Origin of the sequence: Labrys methylaminiphilus subsp. lupini, from assembly GCF_051161885.1 — a bacterium.
Taxonomy (GTDB): domain Bacteria; phylum Pseudomonadota; class Alphaproteobacteria; order Rhizobiales; family Labraceae; genus Labrys.
Genome location: NZ_JBMDIH010000002.1, coordinates 787,612 through 804,420 on the forward strand (window position 1 = coordinate 787,612; position 16,809 = coordinate 804,420).

A 16,809-nucleotide genomic window follows, 5' to 3' on the forward strand; every position below is an offset into this window, starting at 1 on the left:
CCTCCGTTGGTATTTTGCTCAAGGTTTTGATTAAATTGACTGTTTGGAGATTTTTCGGGGACTAGGTCGGGCGCGCTAAAGCTCCGCGAGATGCAGAACCGGAAGGCAGGCGAGCCATCCGGGCGGTGCGCAGTGGGCATCCCGCACATCCCTCGGACGTAGCGCCGTTGCAGGCATGGTCGTCCCGCGCCGCCGTTTCCGCATCATCCGGGCTGGCGCCGCGCTTATGCGCCGACCGGCCCATTCTCACGGTCGGGATCTCGGCCTCGAAACAGGATCCGTATGAAGCATCGAGCATGGTTCTCTCCCCCATCGCTGTCGTGGTGACGGGTGTTCCTCAGGTCGTGATGGCGACCTTCAGCACGCCGTCGCGCTGGTTGGCGAAGAGGTCGTAGGCCTCCTCGATCTGATCGAGCTTGAAGCGGTGCGTGACCAGTCCGCCCAGATCGACCCGTCCCGAACTGACGACATCGAGCATGCGGCGCATGCGTTCCTTGCCGCCCGGGCACAGCGAGGTGCGGATCGATTTCTCGCCGAGGCCGGCGGCGAAGGCGTCGAGCGGGATCTTGAGATCCGACGAATAGACGCCCAGGCTCGACAGCACGCCACCGGGTCTGAGGACACGCAGGGCCGCCTCGAAGGTTACCTGCGTGCCCAGCGCCTCGATCGCCACGTCGACGCCGCGGCCATCGGTCAGACGCATGATGGCCTCGACGGGATCTTCCTTCTTGAAGTCCACCACGATGTCGGCGCCCAGGCGCTTGGCCATGGCAAGGCGAGCGGGCACCGTGTCGACGGCGATGATGGTGGTCGCCCCCATCAGCTTGGCGCCGGCCGTGGCGCACAGGCCGATCGGTCCCTGCGCGAAAACGGCAACGATGTCGCCGATCCGGATACCGCCGGTTTCGGCGCCAGCAAAGCCGGTCGACATGATGTCCGGGCACATCAGCACCTGTTCGTCGCTGACCTCGTCCGGGATGGGGGCGAGATTGGCCATGGCATCGGGCACGCAGACGAACTCGGCCTGGCAGCCGTCGATAGTGTTGCCGAACTTCCAGCCGCCGATGGCCTTCCAGCCATGTTTGGTGCCGGTGCCGTCCTGCGAACCACAGCCGCATAGGCAGGCATGGCTCCAGCCCGAGGGGGTGATGGCGCCTGCGACGACGCGCTGGCCTTCCTTGAAACCGCGTACCGAGGAACCGAGCTTTTCGATGATACCCACGGGCTCATGACCGATGGTCAGGCCCTTGGCGACGGGATATTCTCCCTTCAGGATATGGACATCCGTTCCGCAGATCGTCGTCGTCGTGACACGTATCAGGGCGTCGGCGGGACCGATCTCGGGGATCGGCTTGTCATCGAGAACGATGCGCCCTTTCTCGACAAAGATCGCGGCCTTCATTTTGCTTGGCATGATCGGTTACTCATTTTCGGCTGTGCATGGGCGGGGGAAGGGCGATGCGCTCTAGAGCAAAGCGCGTTCAAGCGTGAACGCTTATTTGCTCTAACTCTTTGTTTCGACGCGTTTTGCGATTCTTGGCGTGACCGCCAAATCGCAAAACGCTTCAGGGCGCATCGCCCGAGATCTGCCGTCGTGCTCAGATGTATTCGAAGACCTCGTCCATATCGCCGAACAGGATCACTGTATTGTCGTCGACCCTGACCATGCGGCCATAATGGGTGGAGGTATTGACTTCGAAAATCTCCGCAGTCATCTCGCGACCGAGATACTCGCTGATCTCGTCCATCATGAAGATGAGCTTGCCGTTGCCGTCGATGCGGATCAGCGCGGGTTGATAGGTGACGGTCACACCATCCTTCTTGCCCATGAATTCTGCGATGGCGCGCGCCTCAACCGAGTCGTTCATGGTGACCCCGCACTGATGCGAGATGGTCTGCTCGAAGGTGATGTCCTTCATCGACTTGAAGATATTGGCGTGCGAGGAATCGCGTGCTGCCGTGGACATGGTCGTTTCTCCCTGTGATGGTTGCCGGCCGGTCAGTCGTCGAGGCCGAGTTCGCGCAGGATCTGGCCGATCCGCTCCTGCGAGACGGCGCGAACATCCTCGAACGAGATCGGCTTGGAATGCGCCATCGACCAGATCGGCTGCAGCCCCAGCGCTGCCTTGTCTGCGAGCGCGCGGTGCTTCTTCAGCCAGGCCTTGAACAGCTGGCGGTTGCCCTGAGCATGCTTTTCGTCATGCGCCAGCAGGTAGATCAGGTCGATGGTATTGGCGAGGTTGCGCTCATAGTCGGCTTCGGCCGCCGAGATCACCGGCGGAGTGATGAAATCGTGGTTGGCGGCTGCCACCTGCATCAGGAAGCCGGAACGGAAGAGTTCGCCGACGAGGGGCTCGAAGACGATGTTGATGGCGAAATACTGCTCCAGATAGTCCTCCGATCCCATGATGGTCTCGACGGCTTCCCGGGCGCCCTGCCAGACGCCGTCTTCCAGCCAGGTCTTCTTGCCCAGTTCGTCGTTCCAGCCGGGAATGTCCATGCCGATCTCGGCCAGATAGAGCGTGATGTCCTGGGCCAGGCGCAGCTTGTAGGAAGAGTTGGTCAGCGTGGCATTGTTGATCATCTGGGTGTAGCCGTAACGCTGGGCCTGCATCAGCGAGGTGCCCAGTCCGAATTCGGCATGCTTCCAGGCCCCGAGATGGTGCTGCAGGATGCTGATCCAGGCCTTGTCGAAGCTCTTGGGCGCGCCGGATTTGCGGCCATTGGCGATCACGCTCTGCACCATCGTCTCGATCTTGGACTGGCGCTGGTAATGGGTGCGCTCCCATTCCTGGTCGGGCGCCCGGAAGGCGTGCCAGTTCGAGCTCTGGGCCAGGGTGTTGCCCTTGACGTAGGCGCCTTTGCCGTCGGCGAAATTGATGATCCAGTTCTGGATCAGATAGCGCTCGGGATCGGGCTGCACATCAACGGTGACATCCTCGTAATGGGTGGCGCGCTGCCCCCTGGGATCGAAATAGCGGTATTTGCGGCTGTCGGAGTCGGCGAAGATCGCTGCACCGGCTGCGCCGGATCCGACCGAACTCGAAATGGCAGGCATGGTATTCACTCCCTGGTTGTGGTGCGTTTCGACGATCCGCCCGAGGTGAGGGCGGTCCTTAGTGGCCGGACGAGGTTGCGCCCGACGAGGTGGTGAATTTGTCGAAGAAGATGTGCTCGACCTCGAAGCCGTTCATGAACAGGACGGGCTGCAGCGCATCGATCATGGGGGGCGGGCCGCAGGCATAGACGTCGCCCTGCCCATCGATGGCGAGTTCCCTGAGCTTGGCGCCCACGCTCTCATGGACGAAGCCGCGTTCGCCCAACCACGCACCGTCCTCGCCGGCATGGGAGAGCACGGGGATGAACTGTACCTCCGGGTAACGCTCGACCAAGGCCGAGATCCGGTCGAGATGGAACAGGTCGTCTTGCGTGCGGGCCCCGTAGAAGAAATAGACCGGCCTTTGTTCGCCGCTGGCCAGGTGATCGTTGAGGATCGACCAGACCGGCGACATGCCCGACCCGGCACCGACCAGGATCAGGGGTCCCTCGCGCTCTTCTCGTCGGAAGCAGGTTCCATAAGGCCCGACGATGGAGACCTCGGCTCCGACCTGGATTCCTCCGGCGTCGAGTTCGCCTGAGAATTTTCCCTCGGGGTATTTCTTGATGATGAAGGAGAGGGCCTGGGTTTGGTCCGGCGTATTTGCCATGGAGAACGAGCGCGTAAGCGTCTCCCCCTTTTGCGTGGTGACCGTGATGTCGACATATTGGCCGGCCCAGAACTTCATCGGCGAATTGAGACTGATCTCGATGCCACGGATGTCGTGGGTCAGCCGCTCGATACGCGTGATCTGGCCGCGATAGGTCTTTACCGCGATCGACTTCGCCAGCACCTCCTCGTCATAGTTGAGGAGTTCCACCTCCATGTCCGAATAGGCGATCGTCCGGCATAGGAGGACGTGGCCGCTGTCCTTCTCCATGTCGTTCAACGCGAAGGTCGAGTATTTCAGCATGTCGACTTCGCCGTCGAGCAGGACGCATTTGCAGGCCGAGCATTGCCCTTCCTTGCAGCCGTGCGGCAGCGCGATGCCTTGACGAAAGGCTGCGTTCAGCACGGTTTCGCCGTTCTCAACTTCGAATTCGACGCCGACGGGTTCCAGGCGCACGGTATGGGCCACGCTCATCGGTCCTTTCTCCAAGACTGTCCCGTGCCCCCTCCCGGCGAGGAGAGGGGGCGTGATCCGTCCGGTCGCGGAGACCGCTGGGCGGTATCCGCGGATTGGCGGGTTCAGTGACAGGGGTTGACGGTGAAGCCGGCGCGATACTCGGCCAGATGTTTCTCGCGATCGGCGGGAGACATCTCACGCAGCAGCGTCAGCGGCGACAGGATGGTGTGGCCCCTGACATCGTCGAGGGTCCACATCTCCTTGGGATCGAAGCGCAGATGCGGCTGCGGGATCAGGGTTTCGCCGTCCGAGCGCACAAAGTTGAGATCCTTCATCGCCTCGGCGAGATCCCAGCCATGATACAGCGTCTCCCATTCGCGCTTGCCGCTAAAGCGGCCCATCGCCGGGGTGGGACGTCCCTGGTACTCGTCGGAAAAGGCCTCCACTGCCGTCCAACGGTCGAGTTCATGGGCGAAGGTGTGCAGCTTGCCGTCGATTTCGTCGACGACCATGTCCTCGCGGATCAGACAGGGGACCAGGCAGCTCCAGCAGCGGTGCGGATAGACGTAGCCCACCTCCTCGTTGAAGGTGAGGATCTTCTCGCCTCTGTGGCTGAGCTTGTCGTGCCACTTCCAGAATTCGCCGAACTGGGCATACCAGCCCGGATATTTATGCTCGAACCACTCAAAGTCCTTGTCCGTCTGGGCTTCGATACGCCAGAAGTTGAGCGGCCAGCCCACGGTGAAGAACTGGGCCACCTTGTGGACGTAGAACTTCTCGGTGATGCGCTTCCAGGCTTCCTGAACGTCGTCGTGATGGATCTTGATGCCGTATTTTTCCAGCGGCAGCATGTAGGTGCGGTAGTAGTCCTCGAAGATCCAGCGGTGCCACATCTCCGCGTAGGATTCCTTGTTCTTGTCGCGGTTGGTGGTGCCGTATTCGATGAAAGTGCCGATGGCGGCGTCGACGATGGCGTGGTTCTGCCAGAAGGCGTAACGCAGGTCGCGCTCGAGCAGGAGGTGGTTTTCCGGCTCCTTGAGAGCGGCCATCAGGAGGGAGTGGCCGTTGCCGATATGGCGGCTCTCGTCCGACTGCACCGAAAGGAACACCGTCGGCAGGGCATAGTCACCATTGCGTGCGGCCTCCGAGGGCATGGCGACGAACAGCGTGTTGGTGAAGGCCGTCTCGGCGACGACGGTCAGATACATGCAGGCCGCGGTCATGGTATCGCCGGTGATGAAACCTTCACCGAACTGGCGGCCGATCGTGGTGGCATAGCATTTGCCGAAGGCCTCTTCGGTAATGTCGAAGCCGGCTGGATCGATATAGTTCTCCATGTACCACTTCTTCAGATTCATCTGAATGGTGGAATGGCGGAACTCGTCGACCATCTGCATGGTGAAGCCGGTGCGCAGGTCTTCGCCGGGTGCCAGCCTTGCCACCATCGCCATCGAGCGGGCGGCCGAGATTTCCGGGAAGGGAATGATGGCGAGGAAGAGCTTCATCCACTCCACCCAGCGCGGCTCGACATTGCGGAACATGTCGCCGCGCAAGGCGGCGTCAAGCGCGCCATAGACGCGGTTGTCCTTTTCCTCCTGCATCGGGAAATAGGAACGCAGCACCTGCTTCATCGGATCGCGCGGCGCCTTGCTGATCTTGTAGTCCGTCGGGAAGGTCATCGCTTCCTGGACATAGGTCGGGTTCCAGCCGAGATCGGATATCTTCTTGGTCGCCTCGCCGACGGAGATGCCGCGCTGCGAGGTTATCTTGTTGAGCGTCAAAGACGTCATAGCCATGAGCCTCCACCAGATTGCGCCACGAACCCCCATGGTCCGGGCGGGGAGCGGCAGGTATCGCCGCCGATGAGTGCGGGCGGTCCGCCTGGAAGCAGGCATGCCTCCATCCGGCCGCTCAAGTGGATCACGGCAAAGGTATCTGGAGCGGTGCTGAAAGCCTGGCGCGTGCATACGTAAGGCATGCTGCGCCGCGTGCATTCCGACCTTGGGTTCCCCATTCCTTCGTTCTTTTGGCATCGCGCCGAAACGCGATGGGCTTCTTATGGGAAATGGTACAGCAAGGACCGTGCCAACTCGCGACAAGCTCTAAATTGCGCAGCTTCAGGCGCCCTGAATGGATCGGTCATTCTCGGGAATGTCGCGAGTGTAACATAATGTTACAAGTGTAATTTACATATGTAAAACTATCTATATATTCATGAATCCGGTTTATTTATTATGTTTCTCTGTAACGGATATTATGGACAACTTAGTTTGATGGGTTATCCTGTCGGCATTGTGACAGCTTACCGATGTAGGGCCATACCGATGTCCTCTTCCGACAATCCTCGATCGCCATCGGCTTTCGATGGGCCCGACGACAGCGACGTGATCATGGATCTGCTCCGGCTGATGCCGCGCGACCTGATCTTCTCCATGCGTTTTCTGGGCGAAAGCCAGCTGCGCCTGCAGCGCCATTTCCACGACTTCATGATCGCCGAGCTGATGCTGGCGGGGATCACGGAAGAGACCCATCCCTTGCTTCATGCTTTCGTCGAACGGCATGCCATCACGCTGCGCGATTTCGTCTTTTCGGGGGTTTCCCTGTCCCGGCAGTTTCGGGTGGAGGACATTGAACGCCTGACCGGCGATACCACCTCCTTGCTGCGCGTCGACATCTGGGACCAGCTCAGGAGCCATGTGGAGACGGCTCAACGCCAGTTCAAAGCCCAATTGCCAGAGCTGCCGAACCTGTTGTCCGGCTGGGAAAGGCCTGGAGCGGTCGAGGAGAAGAGACGGCAATGACCCAGCGAGTACCCAATCCGCAGGATCTGCTGGGCCGCCGGCTCGAACTGGTTGCCGGTCTGTCCGCTCTCAACGCGCAAGCCCTGAAGCTGACCCAGTTCCTTGCGGGCCTCGACATGGAGATGCTGCGCCTCGAGCTGGCATTGAAGCAGGCGACGGTGGAGGGAGAGTTGGCGCGGGAATTGCAACGCGATCTGCGAACGACACGCGAGAGTGCCGACGCGGCCGCCGGGCGGCAGGGCGAATGTGCCGAGCGTATCGCAAAGGCCGAACAGGAGATCGAGGATCTCGATCTTCTGCTCCGGCAGGCGATGGCGCGAGAGGGGAGGACATCATGAACCAGCAAAGCAGACAGAACCCGACTCTGTTCGATCTGCTGGGCCGCTGCTGGCAGCGGCCGGCACCCGTCGCAAGCGCGAGCTTCGATCGGCAGGGAGGTTGCGTTGCCTTTGCAGCTGTCGACGGAACCATCGCTCTGGCGCCCGTCGCGGAAGCGGAGGGACCGGAAAGCCGTATCCGGGTCAGCGGCGACCTCGGACAGATGAGGATCCTGCCGCGCACCAAGCCGCCGGCGCCCCTGACCGCATGCGCGGTTCAAGAGGAGGATGCCCCTTTTGTCATGCCCTTTCATGAAGGAGGCTTCCTTGTCCGGACGGGTGGTGGCGTGGTGAGGCGGGTTTCGGCGCAGGGAGAGTCGAGCGAGGATTTTCTTGGCCTTGGCCGGCCCGTCCTGGCTCTCGACCATGCGGCGCAATCGGGTTTGACTGCCTTGTCGGACGGCGAAGAGCTTTGCCTCCTGGACCAGGCGGCAAACGTCATTGGCCGTTCGCGCCCCGTGCCCATTCCGACATCGCTCAAATTCTCACCTGACGGCCGATATCTGGCGGGACTGAGTGAAGACAGCCTCGTCATCATGGCGTTGGACGGGGGCGTGTCGGTTCAACGCGTGGTGACACTGCCCTCGCTATCATCAAGCCTTTCCTGGAATCGGCAGGCCGACCGCATTGCCTGTGGCCTGGAGATTGGCGGCCTCAGCATCGTCGATGTTTCGCTTGGACGCACCGACACCATCCTCGACTTTCCCGCGCCGGTGCGGGGACTGGCCTGGGGCATTGGAGGCCAGCTGGTGGCATCGGGTGCCTATCGTATTGCAGCCTGGGGAACGAAGACCGAGGCTGCCAGCCAAGCCTTGCTGACCGGCCATACCGGCCTGATCCTGGTCGAGGCGGTTGCCGCCCATCCCACGCGCGATCTGGTGGCCGCCGGCTATGCCGATGGCCGGATCGTGGTGGCGCAGCTCGGTGGGCGCGACGAACTGTTCGTGCGACCGTTCGGCGGCAAAGTTACCGCGCTGGCCTGGTCGGCGGACGGGCGTCATCTCGCCGTCGGCGATACCGAGGGCCAGGCCGCTCTCCTCACCTTTCCGCCCCAGCTCTTCAAATAGGTGCAGCAAAGCGCCGATCAACAGGAGGACGACATGCCGACAGAGCCGACCCGCGAGGAAGACAGCAAGGACCTGTTCTTCCAAAAGCTGGAAAATCTCGCCCGCGAGATGATCGACACCCATGACAAGGACTTTGCCATGGGAGCGCTGATCCTGACGGCGCGATGGATCGCCGAGGATCGGATCGCCAAGGTCGCCCAAGCGAGCTGAGGTGGAGAGCCGAGGTGGGGGAGAGGAGGCCGGAGCGACCCGGCCTGCCTCGAATTGTCAGCCCTCCGGCGGGATCATCCCCCGGTAGAGCAGGCAGACGGTACGCAGGAGCGAGGCGAAATTGGGAGCGGCGCCATGGCGCTCGAGTGCTTCCTCGTAAAGCACCGAAATCAGCCTGGAGGTCGAGAGCCCCTCCCGGAGCGCCATTTCGTCTAGGACTTGCCAGAACGCCTCCTCCAGCCTCACCGTCGTCGAATGCCCGGCGATCCGCATCGACCGGCTCGCCTTGCGAAAATGGAGCGGGCTCTGGCTCGTGAGGACCTTGCACATGGCTCGCCCTTTCAGCCTTGCCGTCGCCCTCCCGCCGTCCCGGTTGTCCGGGCGCGGCCATGGGAGGGTCCGGCCCCCGCCGATCAAGGGGAGGCCAGGGCTTTTCTCGTCATGGAATGAGGACGGCGCGACCATGGATCCTGCCGGCGTTGAGATCCTGGAGAGCCTTGTTGGCGTCGGCCAACCGATATTCCACAGTGGTCAGTTCGACCAGGCCACGGTCGGCCAGGGCCATCAGTTCGACGAGCTCGGCCCAGGTGCCGACCAGATTGCCGATGATGTTCTTTTCCGTGATGACCATGTCGACGGTGGGGACCCTGATGTCCTCGCCATAGCCCACGACATAATAGCTGCCGGCCGATCGGGTCATGGCGAGGCCCTTGGTCGTGGTGCCCTTCTCGCCGACGAAGTCGATCACGGCTTCGGCGCCGGCACCGCCGGTCAGCGCGAGCACGGCCTCCACTTCGTTCCCGTCTGCCTTCACCAGTTTGTCGGCTCCGATCTTGCCCGCCAGGGCCAGGGAGGCGTCGGACTTGTCGACCACGATCACATCGGCGGCGCACATGGCCTTGAGGCATTGGATGCCGATATGGCCGAGGCCGCCGGCGCCGATCACCACGCAGCTTTCGCCCGGCAGGAGATGGCGCGTCGCCTTCTTGGCAGCACGATAGGCGGTGAGGCCCGCATCGGCATAGGGAGCGACCTCCTTGGGGGCGAGCGTCTTGGGAAGCGGGACGATGTTGCGCTCGGAGGTGCAAAGAAACTCTGCGTAGCCACCGTTGCAGTCCAGGCCCGGGAAGCGACCCGGACCATGCATGTCCATGCCGCGCCGGCAAGCCAGGCAGGTGCCGCCCGAGATCTTGGGGTGCACGATGACGGGATCCCCGACCTTGATGCCCTCGACCTCCTTGCCGATCGCTTCCACCCAGCCGGCATTTTCATGCCCCATGATCAGCGGCAGCAGCTGGTCGCCGTTGGGATCCATATGCGGACGCCAGACGCCCTCGATGATGTGGAGATCGGTGCGGCATACGCCCGCTCCACCGATCCGCACGATGACGTCGTTCGACTTCTCGATCCTGGGGTCGGGAACCTCCTGAAGATCGACCCATTGGCCGGCCCTCAGCTCGTCGTCGTAGCGGGTGAGTACTTGCGCCTTCATTGTCACTTCCTCCGCGAGCCCGGTCTTGTCCGTGCTTCGCAAGGGAAACAGCAATCCTCGTGCCGCGATGAATATACAAGCAATATCAATGATATGGATGAATTCATGAATCCCGGGATGTCGCTGGTCTGAACAGTCGCGCGGACTGAGTGTCCAATTCGCGGACAGTTTTCCGTGACATTGGCGAGGCCGGTCAGAAGGTCGAATCCAAGGAGTTGATCATGCAGATCTTGTCGGGAATGGATCGGGCGCGAAATGCCCTCGAACGCGGCGATCGCCTGCCCGGTGGCACCTTGCCGGCGCCGATCGCCGAAAGCTGGCAGCGTTGCCGGGACCTGGGCCTCGACCCGCGCCTCCAGCCTCGCGGCGAGGTGGTGCCATTTGCGACGGTGATGCGCCGGCGCCAGAAAATGGAGGGCCTGCGCCGGCTGGCCCTTGCCGAGATGCAGGTGCTCTATGCCCAGATCGCCGGATCCAATCTGATGATCGCCTTGGCGGATGCGAGCGGCATGGTGCTCGACACCATCAGCGATCAGGCCTTCACGGAGAGCACGGCGGGGCGCTCCATCATTCCCGGCAGCCTGTGGGACGAAGCGCGACGGGGCACCAATGCCCTCGGGCTGGCCAGTGACAGCAGCCAGCCGGTCGGTGTTTTCGGCCGGGAGCACTACTTCACCTGCCATGCCCATCTGAGCTGCATGGCGGCACCCATCCTGGATTCGCATGGGCAGGTCCTGGGTTTGCTTGATGCCTCCTGCGCCAACGAGGCGCGGCAGCAGCATACGCACGCGCTGGTGCGCATGGCCGCGGCCCAGATCGAGAATGGGTTGATCTTCCAGGAATGCGCCGACAAATTCATCCTGGCCTTCCATCCGCGTGCCGAATATCTCGATACGCTGTCTGCGGGGCTGCTGGCCCTTTCGCGCGATGGTGTCGTCACGGCGCTGAACCGTCCCGGCTCCGCCTTGCTCTCCGGCTTGCCGATCGGAGCGGGCACGAGTTTCGACACCCTGTTCGAAATGTCCTTTGCCAAGGCACTGGATGGCCTCCTGAGGGGAGGCGTCATCCCGATCCGGGATGCTGCAGGCAGCCAGGTCCTGATGGTCTGCCGTCAGATCGCTCCCGGGCTCGCGGTCCGCAACCCGCGCCGGGAACCGCAGGTGCCTGTCCATGACAAGGGCGGATCTGCCCCTGGATTTGTGTGTGTGGACCCCACGCTGAGGGCCGCCATGGCCGATGTCGGGCAGGCCGTCGCCATGGGCATGCCCATTCATCTCACCGGCGAGACGGGCACCGGCAAGGAACTGATGGCGCGTCATATCCATGAGGTGAGCGGTCGGAGCGGGGAGTTCATTGCCGTCAATTGCGGCGCGCTGGCCGAACAACTCTTCGTCGCCGAGATCTTCGGCCATGAGCAGGGCGCCTTCACCAACGCCCGAGCGGAGGGATCGATCGGGCTGGCGCGGCAGGCCGATGGAGGCACCTTGTTCCTCGACGAGGTTGCCGATGTGCCACCCTCGGCCCAGACAGCTTTGCTGCGTTTTCTCGATGCCATGGAAGTGCGGCCGATAGGTGGGCTGAAAGTCTACAAGGTCGACGTCCAGATCATATCCGCCACCAACCGTGATCTGGGGGAGATGGTGGCGGAGCGAACCTTCCGGGCCGATCTGCTCTACCGCCTCAACGGCCTCGTCCTGCATCTGCCGCCCCTGTCGGGCCGCAGCGACTTTGCGCTCGTGGTCCAGCACCTCTTACAGGGACTGGCCCCGGGCGTGGCGATTACCGATGCCGCCATCGCGAGGCTGGCCCAACGTAAATGGCCCGGCAATATCCGTGAGCTCCGTAGCGTGCTGCAGCGCTTGCTCATACGCCGGCGCGGAGGGTTCATCGACGAGACCGATCTTGCCGATACCGCAGCGGGATCGGGCGATACCTGCCCAGCCTGTCGGGATCGCGGCCTGGCCAGTCGGATCTGCCGCGAAATCAGGGCGACATATCGCGCCTGCCAGAACGTCACGCGCACGGCGCAGATGCTCGGATTATCGCGAACCACCATATACAAGCATCTCTGACGGAGGCATTGCGGTCCTGACCGGGGTGGCGCATTGCACGAATAACCTCGTCGGTATACTGCTGTGGCTAGAGAAACAGCGGCGTTTCCCGTTCTCGCCTGTGTCGACCGGCCCGACAGGCGTATTTCCTGTCTGTGCTCTGTCCTCAGGTGATAATTGTGACCAACGACGATTGGAAAATTGGAGTTCTGTTTTCCAGGAGCGGCGTAACCGCCGCCGCGGAAATAGCCGAAGCAAATGCGACCCTCCTCGCTACCGAGGAGATCAATGCAGCGGGAGGAGTGCTCGGGCGAAGAATTACGCCGACATTCTATGATCCCGAGTGTTCTGCCCGTAAATATCGTGAGCTTTCGATTCGGCTTCTGACCGAAGGTAAAATTAAAGTTATTTTTGGCTGCTATATGTCGACTGCCCGAAAGGCTGTGCTTCCGGAAGTTGAGGCGTATAGGGGATTACTGTTCTATCCGACATTTTATGAGGGTTTTGAATATTCTGGAAACTGCTTTTATACAGGTTCTTCGTCAAATCAAAATGCTCTTCAACTTGCGCAATATCTGATCGAGAATTACGGCAAGAGATTTCTGCTGATAGGCTCGAATTATGTTTTTCCCTATGAGTATAATCGTGTCGTAAGCGACCTTGTTACCTTGGCGAATGGAACGATACTCGACGAGATTTATGTCCCGATCGAAGCGGTAAGCAAGGATTTCGACAAGGTCATCAAGCGGATAAAAGATCTTAAGCCCGATGTTGTCGTCTCCAACGTTGTCGGCACGGGTGCGGTGCTCCTCTATCAGGCCTACCGGGAGGCCGGTTTTGACCCAAGCTCGATGCCCATCGCCAGCTTGGCGACGACCGAAGCGGAAGTCGCACTCATGCCGGCGGGGTTGGCGGCAGGACACCTGACGGCTGCTTCATTTTTCGAGACGCTGAATACACCTGCCGCAAAACGCTTCGTCACTGCGTTCAAACGGCGTTTCGGCGAGGCGGCACCGGTGACTGCCAGTGCTGAGGCCGCCTATTTTCAGATATATCTCTATGCGGCGGCACTCGAACGCGCAGGGAGCGACAATGCCGATGCTCTCGTGCCCAACCTGGCGGGGCTGGAATTCGACGCGCCGCAGGGGCGGGTTCGTATCGATCCCAACAACCATCACACGGAACTGTGGGCGCGCATCGGCAGGCTCAACCCGCAAGGCAAGTTCGACATCATCTGGGAATCGGAGGCACGTGTAAGGCCCGATCCTTATTTCGTGACGGCCGCTCACGAGGGCTGGGCCACCAGCCTGACCGGCACGCGTCGCAAGGCCTGATGGGAGCAGATGATGTCAGCCCATTTGCTCAAGGACCTCAAGGGCCTGCGGGTTCAGGTCATACACCCTCCCGACGCGCAGGGGGTGACACTGGTCGAACACCTGCGCCGTATCGGATGCAGCTGTGAGATCACGTGGCCGTTGCCGCAGGCAATCAGCTCGACGGCCGTCGTCGTCTTGGTCTCCATCGAGCAAGAAAATCGCGATAAGATCCTGCGGCTTTTCAGGCCTGTCGAACCCTCTGATCCTGCCGTGCTGGCGGTCGTCTCCTTCGAGGATCCCAGTACCCTGCAGGTGGTGCTCGAATGCGGTGCGCTGGCGGTGATTGAGCGGCCCATTCGTCCCTTTGGATTGCTCACCAATTTGATCATAGCTCGGTCTCTCTGGATGGAGCGCCAGAGCGCGGCCAAGAGGATACGCAAGCTCGAACGCAAGGTGGCCGGTAATAACAGGATCCTGCGAGCGAAGACTATTCTCATGGAAACACAAGGGCTTAGCGAGCCGGAAGCCTATGAGAGCATCCGCAAGCAGGCGATGGGCAAGCGCGTGGCGATGGACGATGTAGCCGCTGCAATTATCAATGCCTATGAGCTCTTGACGTTTAAAGAAAGACATGCCTAGTATGAAACTTAGTTGACGTCCGGTGAAACGGCGTCATTGTTGGTGCAGGACAGTGTCGTCCGCACCATTTGGCTGGGTAGCCCGCAAACTCCTGTTCGGAGGTGGCGGGCTTTTTTGTTTTGGTTAGGCCGACAAGGCTGTTGGCCTTCCTGTCCTACCGTATCGGCGACACTGAGCATGTTCGAGCCGGAGCATGCGAGGCGATGCTTTCATATCCTCATCCGAAATACTTTTGTCCAAGCACGGTGCCTGGGCTCGTGCCCGCTTGCGCGGTCGAGTTCGACCGAAAAGAGGAGCTCATTTCATCGTTTTTCGATCGCGGTCCTTCTCCGAATCCGGAGCTTTCGTCCGCGACGACCGCGGTGCGCTCAGGCGCCCGCATGACTTCCGAATGATCCTGCACGGCCGCGAGGGGCGGCACGAAGACAAGGACGCGCACATCGAGGCGCAGAGGAGGGGTAATGAACGACAAGACAAGGCGCACCTTTCTCAAGGTGGGCGGATTGGCAGCTATGGGACTGGCCGCGCCAGCCCTTCTGCGGCTGGGCGATCGGGCCTGGGCGGCCGGAGAGGTGCCGGTTGGCATCATGTATTCGCTCACGGGCACGACGGCGATCGTCGAGAAATCGATGAATCAATGCGCCCAGATGGCAATCGCCGAGATCAATGCCAAAGGAGGCGTGCTCGGTAAGCAATTGCGTCCGGTGATCGAAGATCCAGCTTCCGAACCTCGCACTTATAGCGAAAAGGCGCGCAAGCTGGTGATGGAAGACCAGGTACCCGTCATATTCGGTTGCTACACCACCGCCAGCCGCAAGGCGGTGCTACCCGTGGTCGAGCGTCGCAAGGGCCTGCTGGTGTGGCCGACCTGGTATGAAGGGGAAGAGTGCTCCAAGAACGTACTCTATGCCGGATCGGCTGTCCCAAATCAGCAACTCGAGAATTCTCTGCCGTGGCTGAAGAAGAAACTGGGGCGCAGCAAACTATTCATTGTCGGCTCCGACTATGCCTTTCCCCGAGGCATGGCCAAGACTTCGAAAACGATTTGCCAGAAGATCGGCATGGAAGTGGTCGGCGATGAATATCTCCCGCTCGGTCACACCGAATGGGCGTCGATGGTGTCCAAGATCGGGGCCAGCGGGGCTGATGTGATCTTCTCCAATGTCGTCGGGGATTCGATCGTTGCCTTCTATCGCGAGCTGCGCAATCAGGGCTACAGCTTCGATAAGCTGCCTTTGTGTTCGTCGACGACGACCGAAGTCGAAATCAAGGCAATGGGGCCTGAATATGCCCTCGGCAGCTACGTTTCCCTGCCCTATTTCCAGACTGTCGAAACACCGCAGAACCAGGCATTCGTGAAGGCTTTCAAAGCCTATGCCGGCGCTGACGCGGTAACCCATGCGGCGATGGAGGCTGTCTATATCGGCGTTCACATGTGGGCGATGGCGGCGGAAAAGGCCGGCGAATTCACAGCCAAGGGCGTGACTTCGAGCATCGGCGGCATGTCCTTCGAGGCACCGCAGGGCAAGGTCACGATCGACCCGCAAAGCCTTCATAGCTACCTGACGCCGCGGATCGGCAAGACGAGGGCCGATGGCCTGCTCGACATCGTCGATCAATATCCCGAACCGCTACTGCCTCTACCCTATTCCAGCGTCGGGGAAAGCGCGGAAAAGCGTATCTGCACCACAAGCGGCGCATCGCTCTAACGCATCATTGGTCGGAAGCCAGGCCAGTGCAGAACCTGCACTGGCTGCCGGCAACCTGCGATCGGGTTTGAGATGGAAACCTTCGTCATCGGACTGAGCATCGGGTCCATCCTGTTCATGGTCGCGCTTGGCCTTGCGATCATCTACGGGACCATGAAAGTCATCAATCTCGCCCATGGCGAGATGGTGATGATCGGGGCCTATGTCACCGTGCTGGCAACCCGGCATCTGGGCTTGAACATTTACCTGTGCCTGCCTCTGGCATTCATCGTCACAGCGATTTTCGGGCTCGTCATCGAGCGCACGGTCGTCAGCCACCTCTATGGGCGCCTGCTCGACACCTTGCTGGCGACCTGGGGTATTGCGCTCATTCTCCAGCAGCTCATCCGCATCCATTTCGGGCTGGCCCTGTTCGGGGTCACCATCGATGGACTTGGGTCCGATCTGCAGAATGTTCCGGTTCCCGCCGAATTACAGCAGACATGGCATTTGCTCGGCGCAAACATACCGGTCTATCGGGCCTTCGTTTTTGGTGTCGCTGCGCTTCTGGGAGCCCTGACCTGGTGTCTCCTCTACCGAACACGCTTCGGTAGCCAGCTAAGGGCCGTGTCGGTCGCGAGGAACACGGCAGCCGCCTGCGGTGTCAACGACAAGCGGGTCAATGCATTCGCCTTTGCCTATGGCTGCGGACTTGCCGGGATAGCGGGCGTCCTGGTTTCCGGGTTCAAGACGGTGTCCCCGGATATGGGAACCTCCTATGTCGTCGATGCTTTTCTTGTGGTGGTTGCCGGAGGGGTGGGTCAGTTGCTGGGCACCTTTGCTGCCGCCGGAATGCTTGGCGAGGTCCAGAGCTTCGTCGCCACCTGGCTCAATGATGTGTATGGCCGTACCGTCCTGTTTGTCGTGGTCATCCTCATCCTGCTGTTCAAGCCTCAAGGTCTGTTCGTGACCAAGAGCCGCTGACCCCCACGATCATGGATGAGC

At 61.0% G+C, this 16,809-nt stretch carries 16 protein-coding genes; 9 read left to right on the top strand and 7 right to left on the bottom strand.

What is annotated here, in order from left to right:
- Window positions 1-337 precede the first annotated feature (337 nt).
- From ACN6KF_RS29345 to ACN6KF_RS29365, 5 genes are all read right to left on the bottom strand, one after another.
- Window positions 338-1,414 (bottom strand): NAD(P)-dependent alcohol dehydrogenase, encoded by a 1,077-nt coding sequence (locus ACN6KF_RS29345; RefSeq protein ID WP_434960414.1) that lies wholly within the window; start codon window positions 1,412-1,414, stop codon window positions 338-340.
- 184 nt (window positions 1,415-1,598) lie between these two features.
- A complete protein-coding gene (locus ACN6KF_RS29350; RefSeq protein ID WP_434960415.1) occupies window positions 1,599-1,967 on the bottom strand; it encodes an MmoB/DmpM family protein in 369 nt (122 codons plus the stop codon).
- 32 nt (window positions 1,968-1,999) lie between these two features.
- Window positions 2,000-3,058 carry an aromatic/alkene monooxygenase hydroxylase subunit beta gene (locus ACN6KF_RS29355; RefSeq protein WP_434960416.1) on the bottom strand — a complete coding sequence of 353 codons (1,059 nt, stop codon included), beginning with the start codon at window positions 3,056-3,058 and terminating at the stop codon, window positions 2,000-2,002.
- A 58-nt stretch (window positions 3,059-3,116) separates the two neighbouring features.
- A complete protein-coding gene (locus ACN6KF_RS29360) occupies window positions 3,117-4,181 on the bottom strand; it encodes an NADH:ubiquinone reductase (Na(+)-transporting) subunit F (protein WP_434960417.1) in 1,065 nt (354 codons plus the stop codon).
- Window positions 4,182-4,285: 104 nt separating this feature from the next.
- Window positions 4,286-5,959 (bottom strand): aromatic/alkene/methane monooxygenase hydroxylase/oxygenase subunit alpha, encoded by a 1,674-nt coding sequence (locus tag ACN6KF_RS29365; RefSeq protein ID WP_434960418.1) that lies wholly within the window; start codon window positions 5,957-5,959, stop codon window positions 4,286-4,288.
- Window positions 5,960-6,436: 477 nt separating this feature from the next.
- On the opposite strand from ACN6KF_RS29365, the gene ACN6KF_RS29370 reads away from it, so the two are divergent.
- The 4 genes from ACN6KF_RS29370 to ACN6KF_RS29385 are packed head-to-tail and all read left to right on the top strand — an operon-like array spanning window position 6,437 to window position 8,618.
- A complete protein-coding gene (locus tag ACN6KF_RS29370) occupies window positions 6,437-6,964 on the top strand; it encodes a hypothetical protein (protein ID WP_434960419.1) in 528 nt (175 codons plus the stop codon).
- The gene (locus ACN6KF_RS29375) at window positions 6,961-7,302 is read left to right on the top strand and encodes a hypothetical protein (protein WP_434960420.1); all 342 of its coding nucleotides are present in this window, start codon (window positions 6,961-6,963) and stop codon (window positions 7,300-7,302) included. Before ACN6KF_RS29370 ends, ACN6KF_RS29375 begins: the two co-directional genes overlap by 4 nt.
- The gene (locus tag ACN6KF_RS29380) at window positions 7,299-8,408 is read left to right on the top strand and encodes a WD40 repeat domain-containing protein (RefSeq protein ID WP_434960421.1); all 1,110 of its coding nucleotides are present in this window, start codon (window positions 7,299-7,301) and stop codon (window positions 8,406-8,408) included. The genes ACN6KF_RS29375 and ACN6KF_RS29380 overlap by 4 nt, the downstream gene beginning before the upstream one ends.
- 33 nt (window positions 8,409-8,441) lie before the next feature.
- Window positions 8,442-8,618 (top strand): hypothetical protein, encoded by a 177-nt coding sequence (locus tag ACN6KF_RS29385; RefSeq protein WP_434960422.1) that lies wholly within the window; start codon window positions 8,442-8,444, stop codon window positions 8,616-8,618.
- 57 nt (window positions 8,619-8,675) lie between these two features.
- Here ACN6KF_RS29385 and ACN6KF_RS29390 read toward each other — a convergent pair whose 3' ends face one another.
- Together ACN6KF_RS29390 and ACN6KF_RS29395 are read right to left on the bottom strand one after the other, a co-directional pair.
- Window positions 8,676-8,948, bottom strand: a complete 273-nt coding sequence (locus ACN6KF_RS29390; protein WP_105865575.1) for a ribbon-helix-helix domain-containing protein — start codon at window positions 8,946-8,948, stop codon at window positions 8,676-8,678.
- Between the two features lie 109 nt (window positions 8,949-9,057).
- Window positions 9,058-10,110, bottom strand: a complete 1,053-nt coding sequence (locus tag ACN6KF_RS29395; protein WP_434960423.1) for an NAD(P)-dependent alcohol dehydrogenase — start codon at window positions 10,108-10,110, stop codon at window positions 9,058-9,060.
- A gap of 221 nt (window positions 10,111-10,331) precedes the next feature.
- Here ACN6KF_RS29395 and ACN6KF_RS29400 point away from each other — a divergent pair, with 221 nt between their 5' ends.
- The 5 genes from ACN6KF_RS29400 to urtB all read left to right on the top strand — a co-directional run bounded on the left by ACN6KF_RS29400 (window position 10,332) and on the right by urtB (window position 16,788).
- Window positions 10,332-12,182, top strand: a complete 1,851-nt coding sequence (locus tag ACN6KF_RS29400; RefSeq protein WP_434960424.1) for a sigma-54-dependent Fis family transcriptional regulator — start codon at window positions 10,332-10,334, stop codon at window positions 12,180-12,182.
- Between the two features lie 155 nt (window positions 12,183-12,337).
- Window positions 12,338-13,495, top strand: a complete 1,158-nt coding sequence (locus tag ACN6KF_RS29405; protein ID WP_434961338.1) for a transporter substrate-binding domain-containing protein — start codon at window positions 12,338-12,340, stop codon at window positions 13,493-13,495.
- 12 nt (window positions 13,496-13,507) lie between these two features.
- Window positions 13,508-14,116, top strand: a complete 609-nt coding sequence (locus ACN6KF_RS29410; RefSeq protein ID WP_434961339.1) for an ANTAR domain-containing response regulator — start codon at window positions 13,508-13,510, stop codon at window positions 14,114-14,116.
- A gap of 461 nt (window positions 14,117-14,577) precedes the next feature.
- Window positions 14,578-15,825 carry a transporter substrate-binding domain-containing protein gene (locus ACN6KF_RS29415; protein ID WP_434960425.1) on the top strand — a complete coding sequence of 416 codons (1,248 nt, stop codon included), beginning with the start codon at window positions 14,578-14,580 and terminating at the stop codon, window positions 15,823-15,825.
- A gap of 72 nt (window positions 15,826-15,897) precedes the next feature.
- Window positions 15,898-16,788, top strand: a complete 891-nt coding sequence (gene urtB, locus ACN6KF_RS29420; protein WP_434960426.1) for an urea ABC transporter permease subunit UrtB — start codon at window positions 15,898-15,900, stop codon at window positions 16,786-16,788.
- Window positions 16,789-16,809 lie beyond the last annotated feature (21 nt).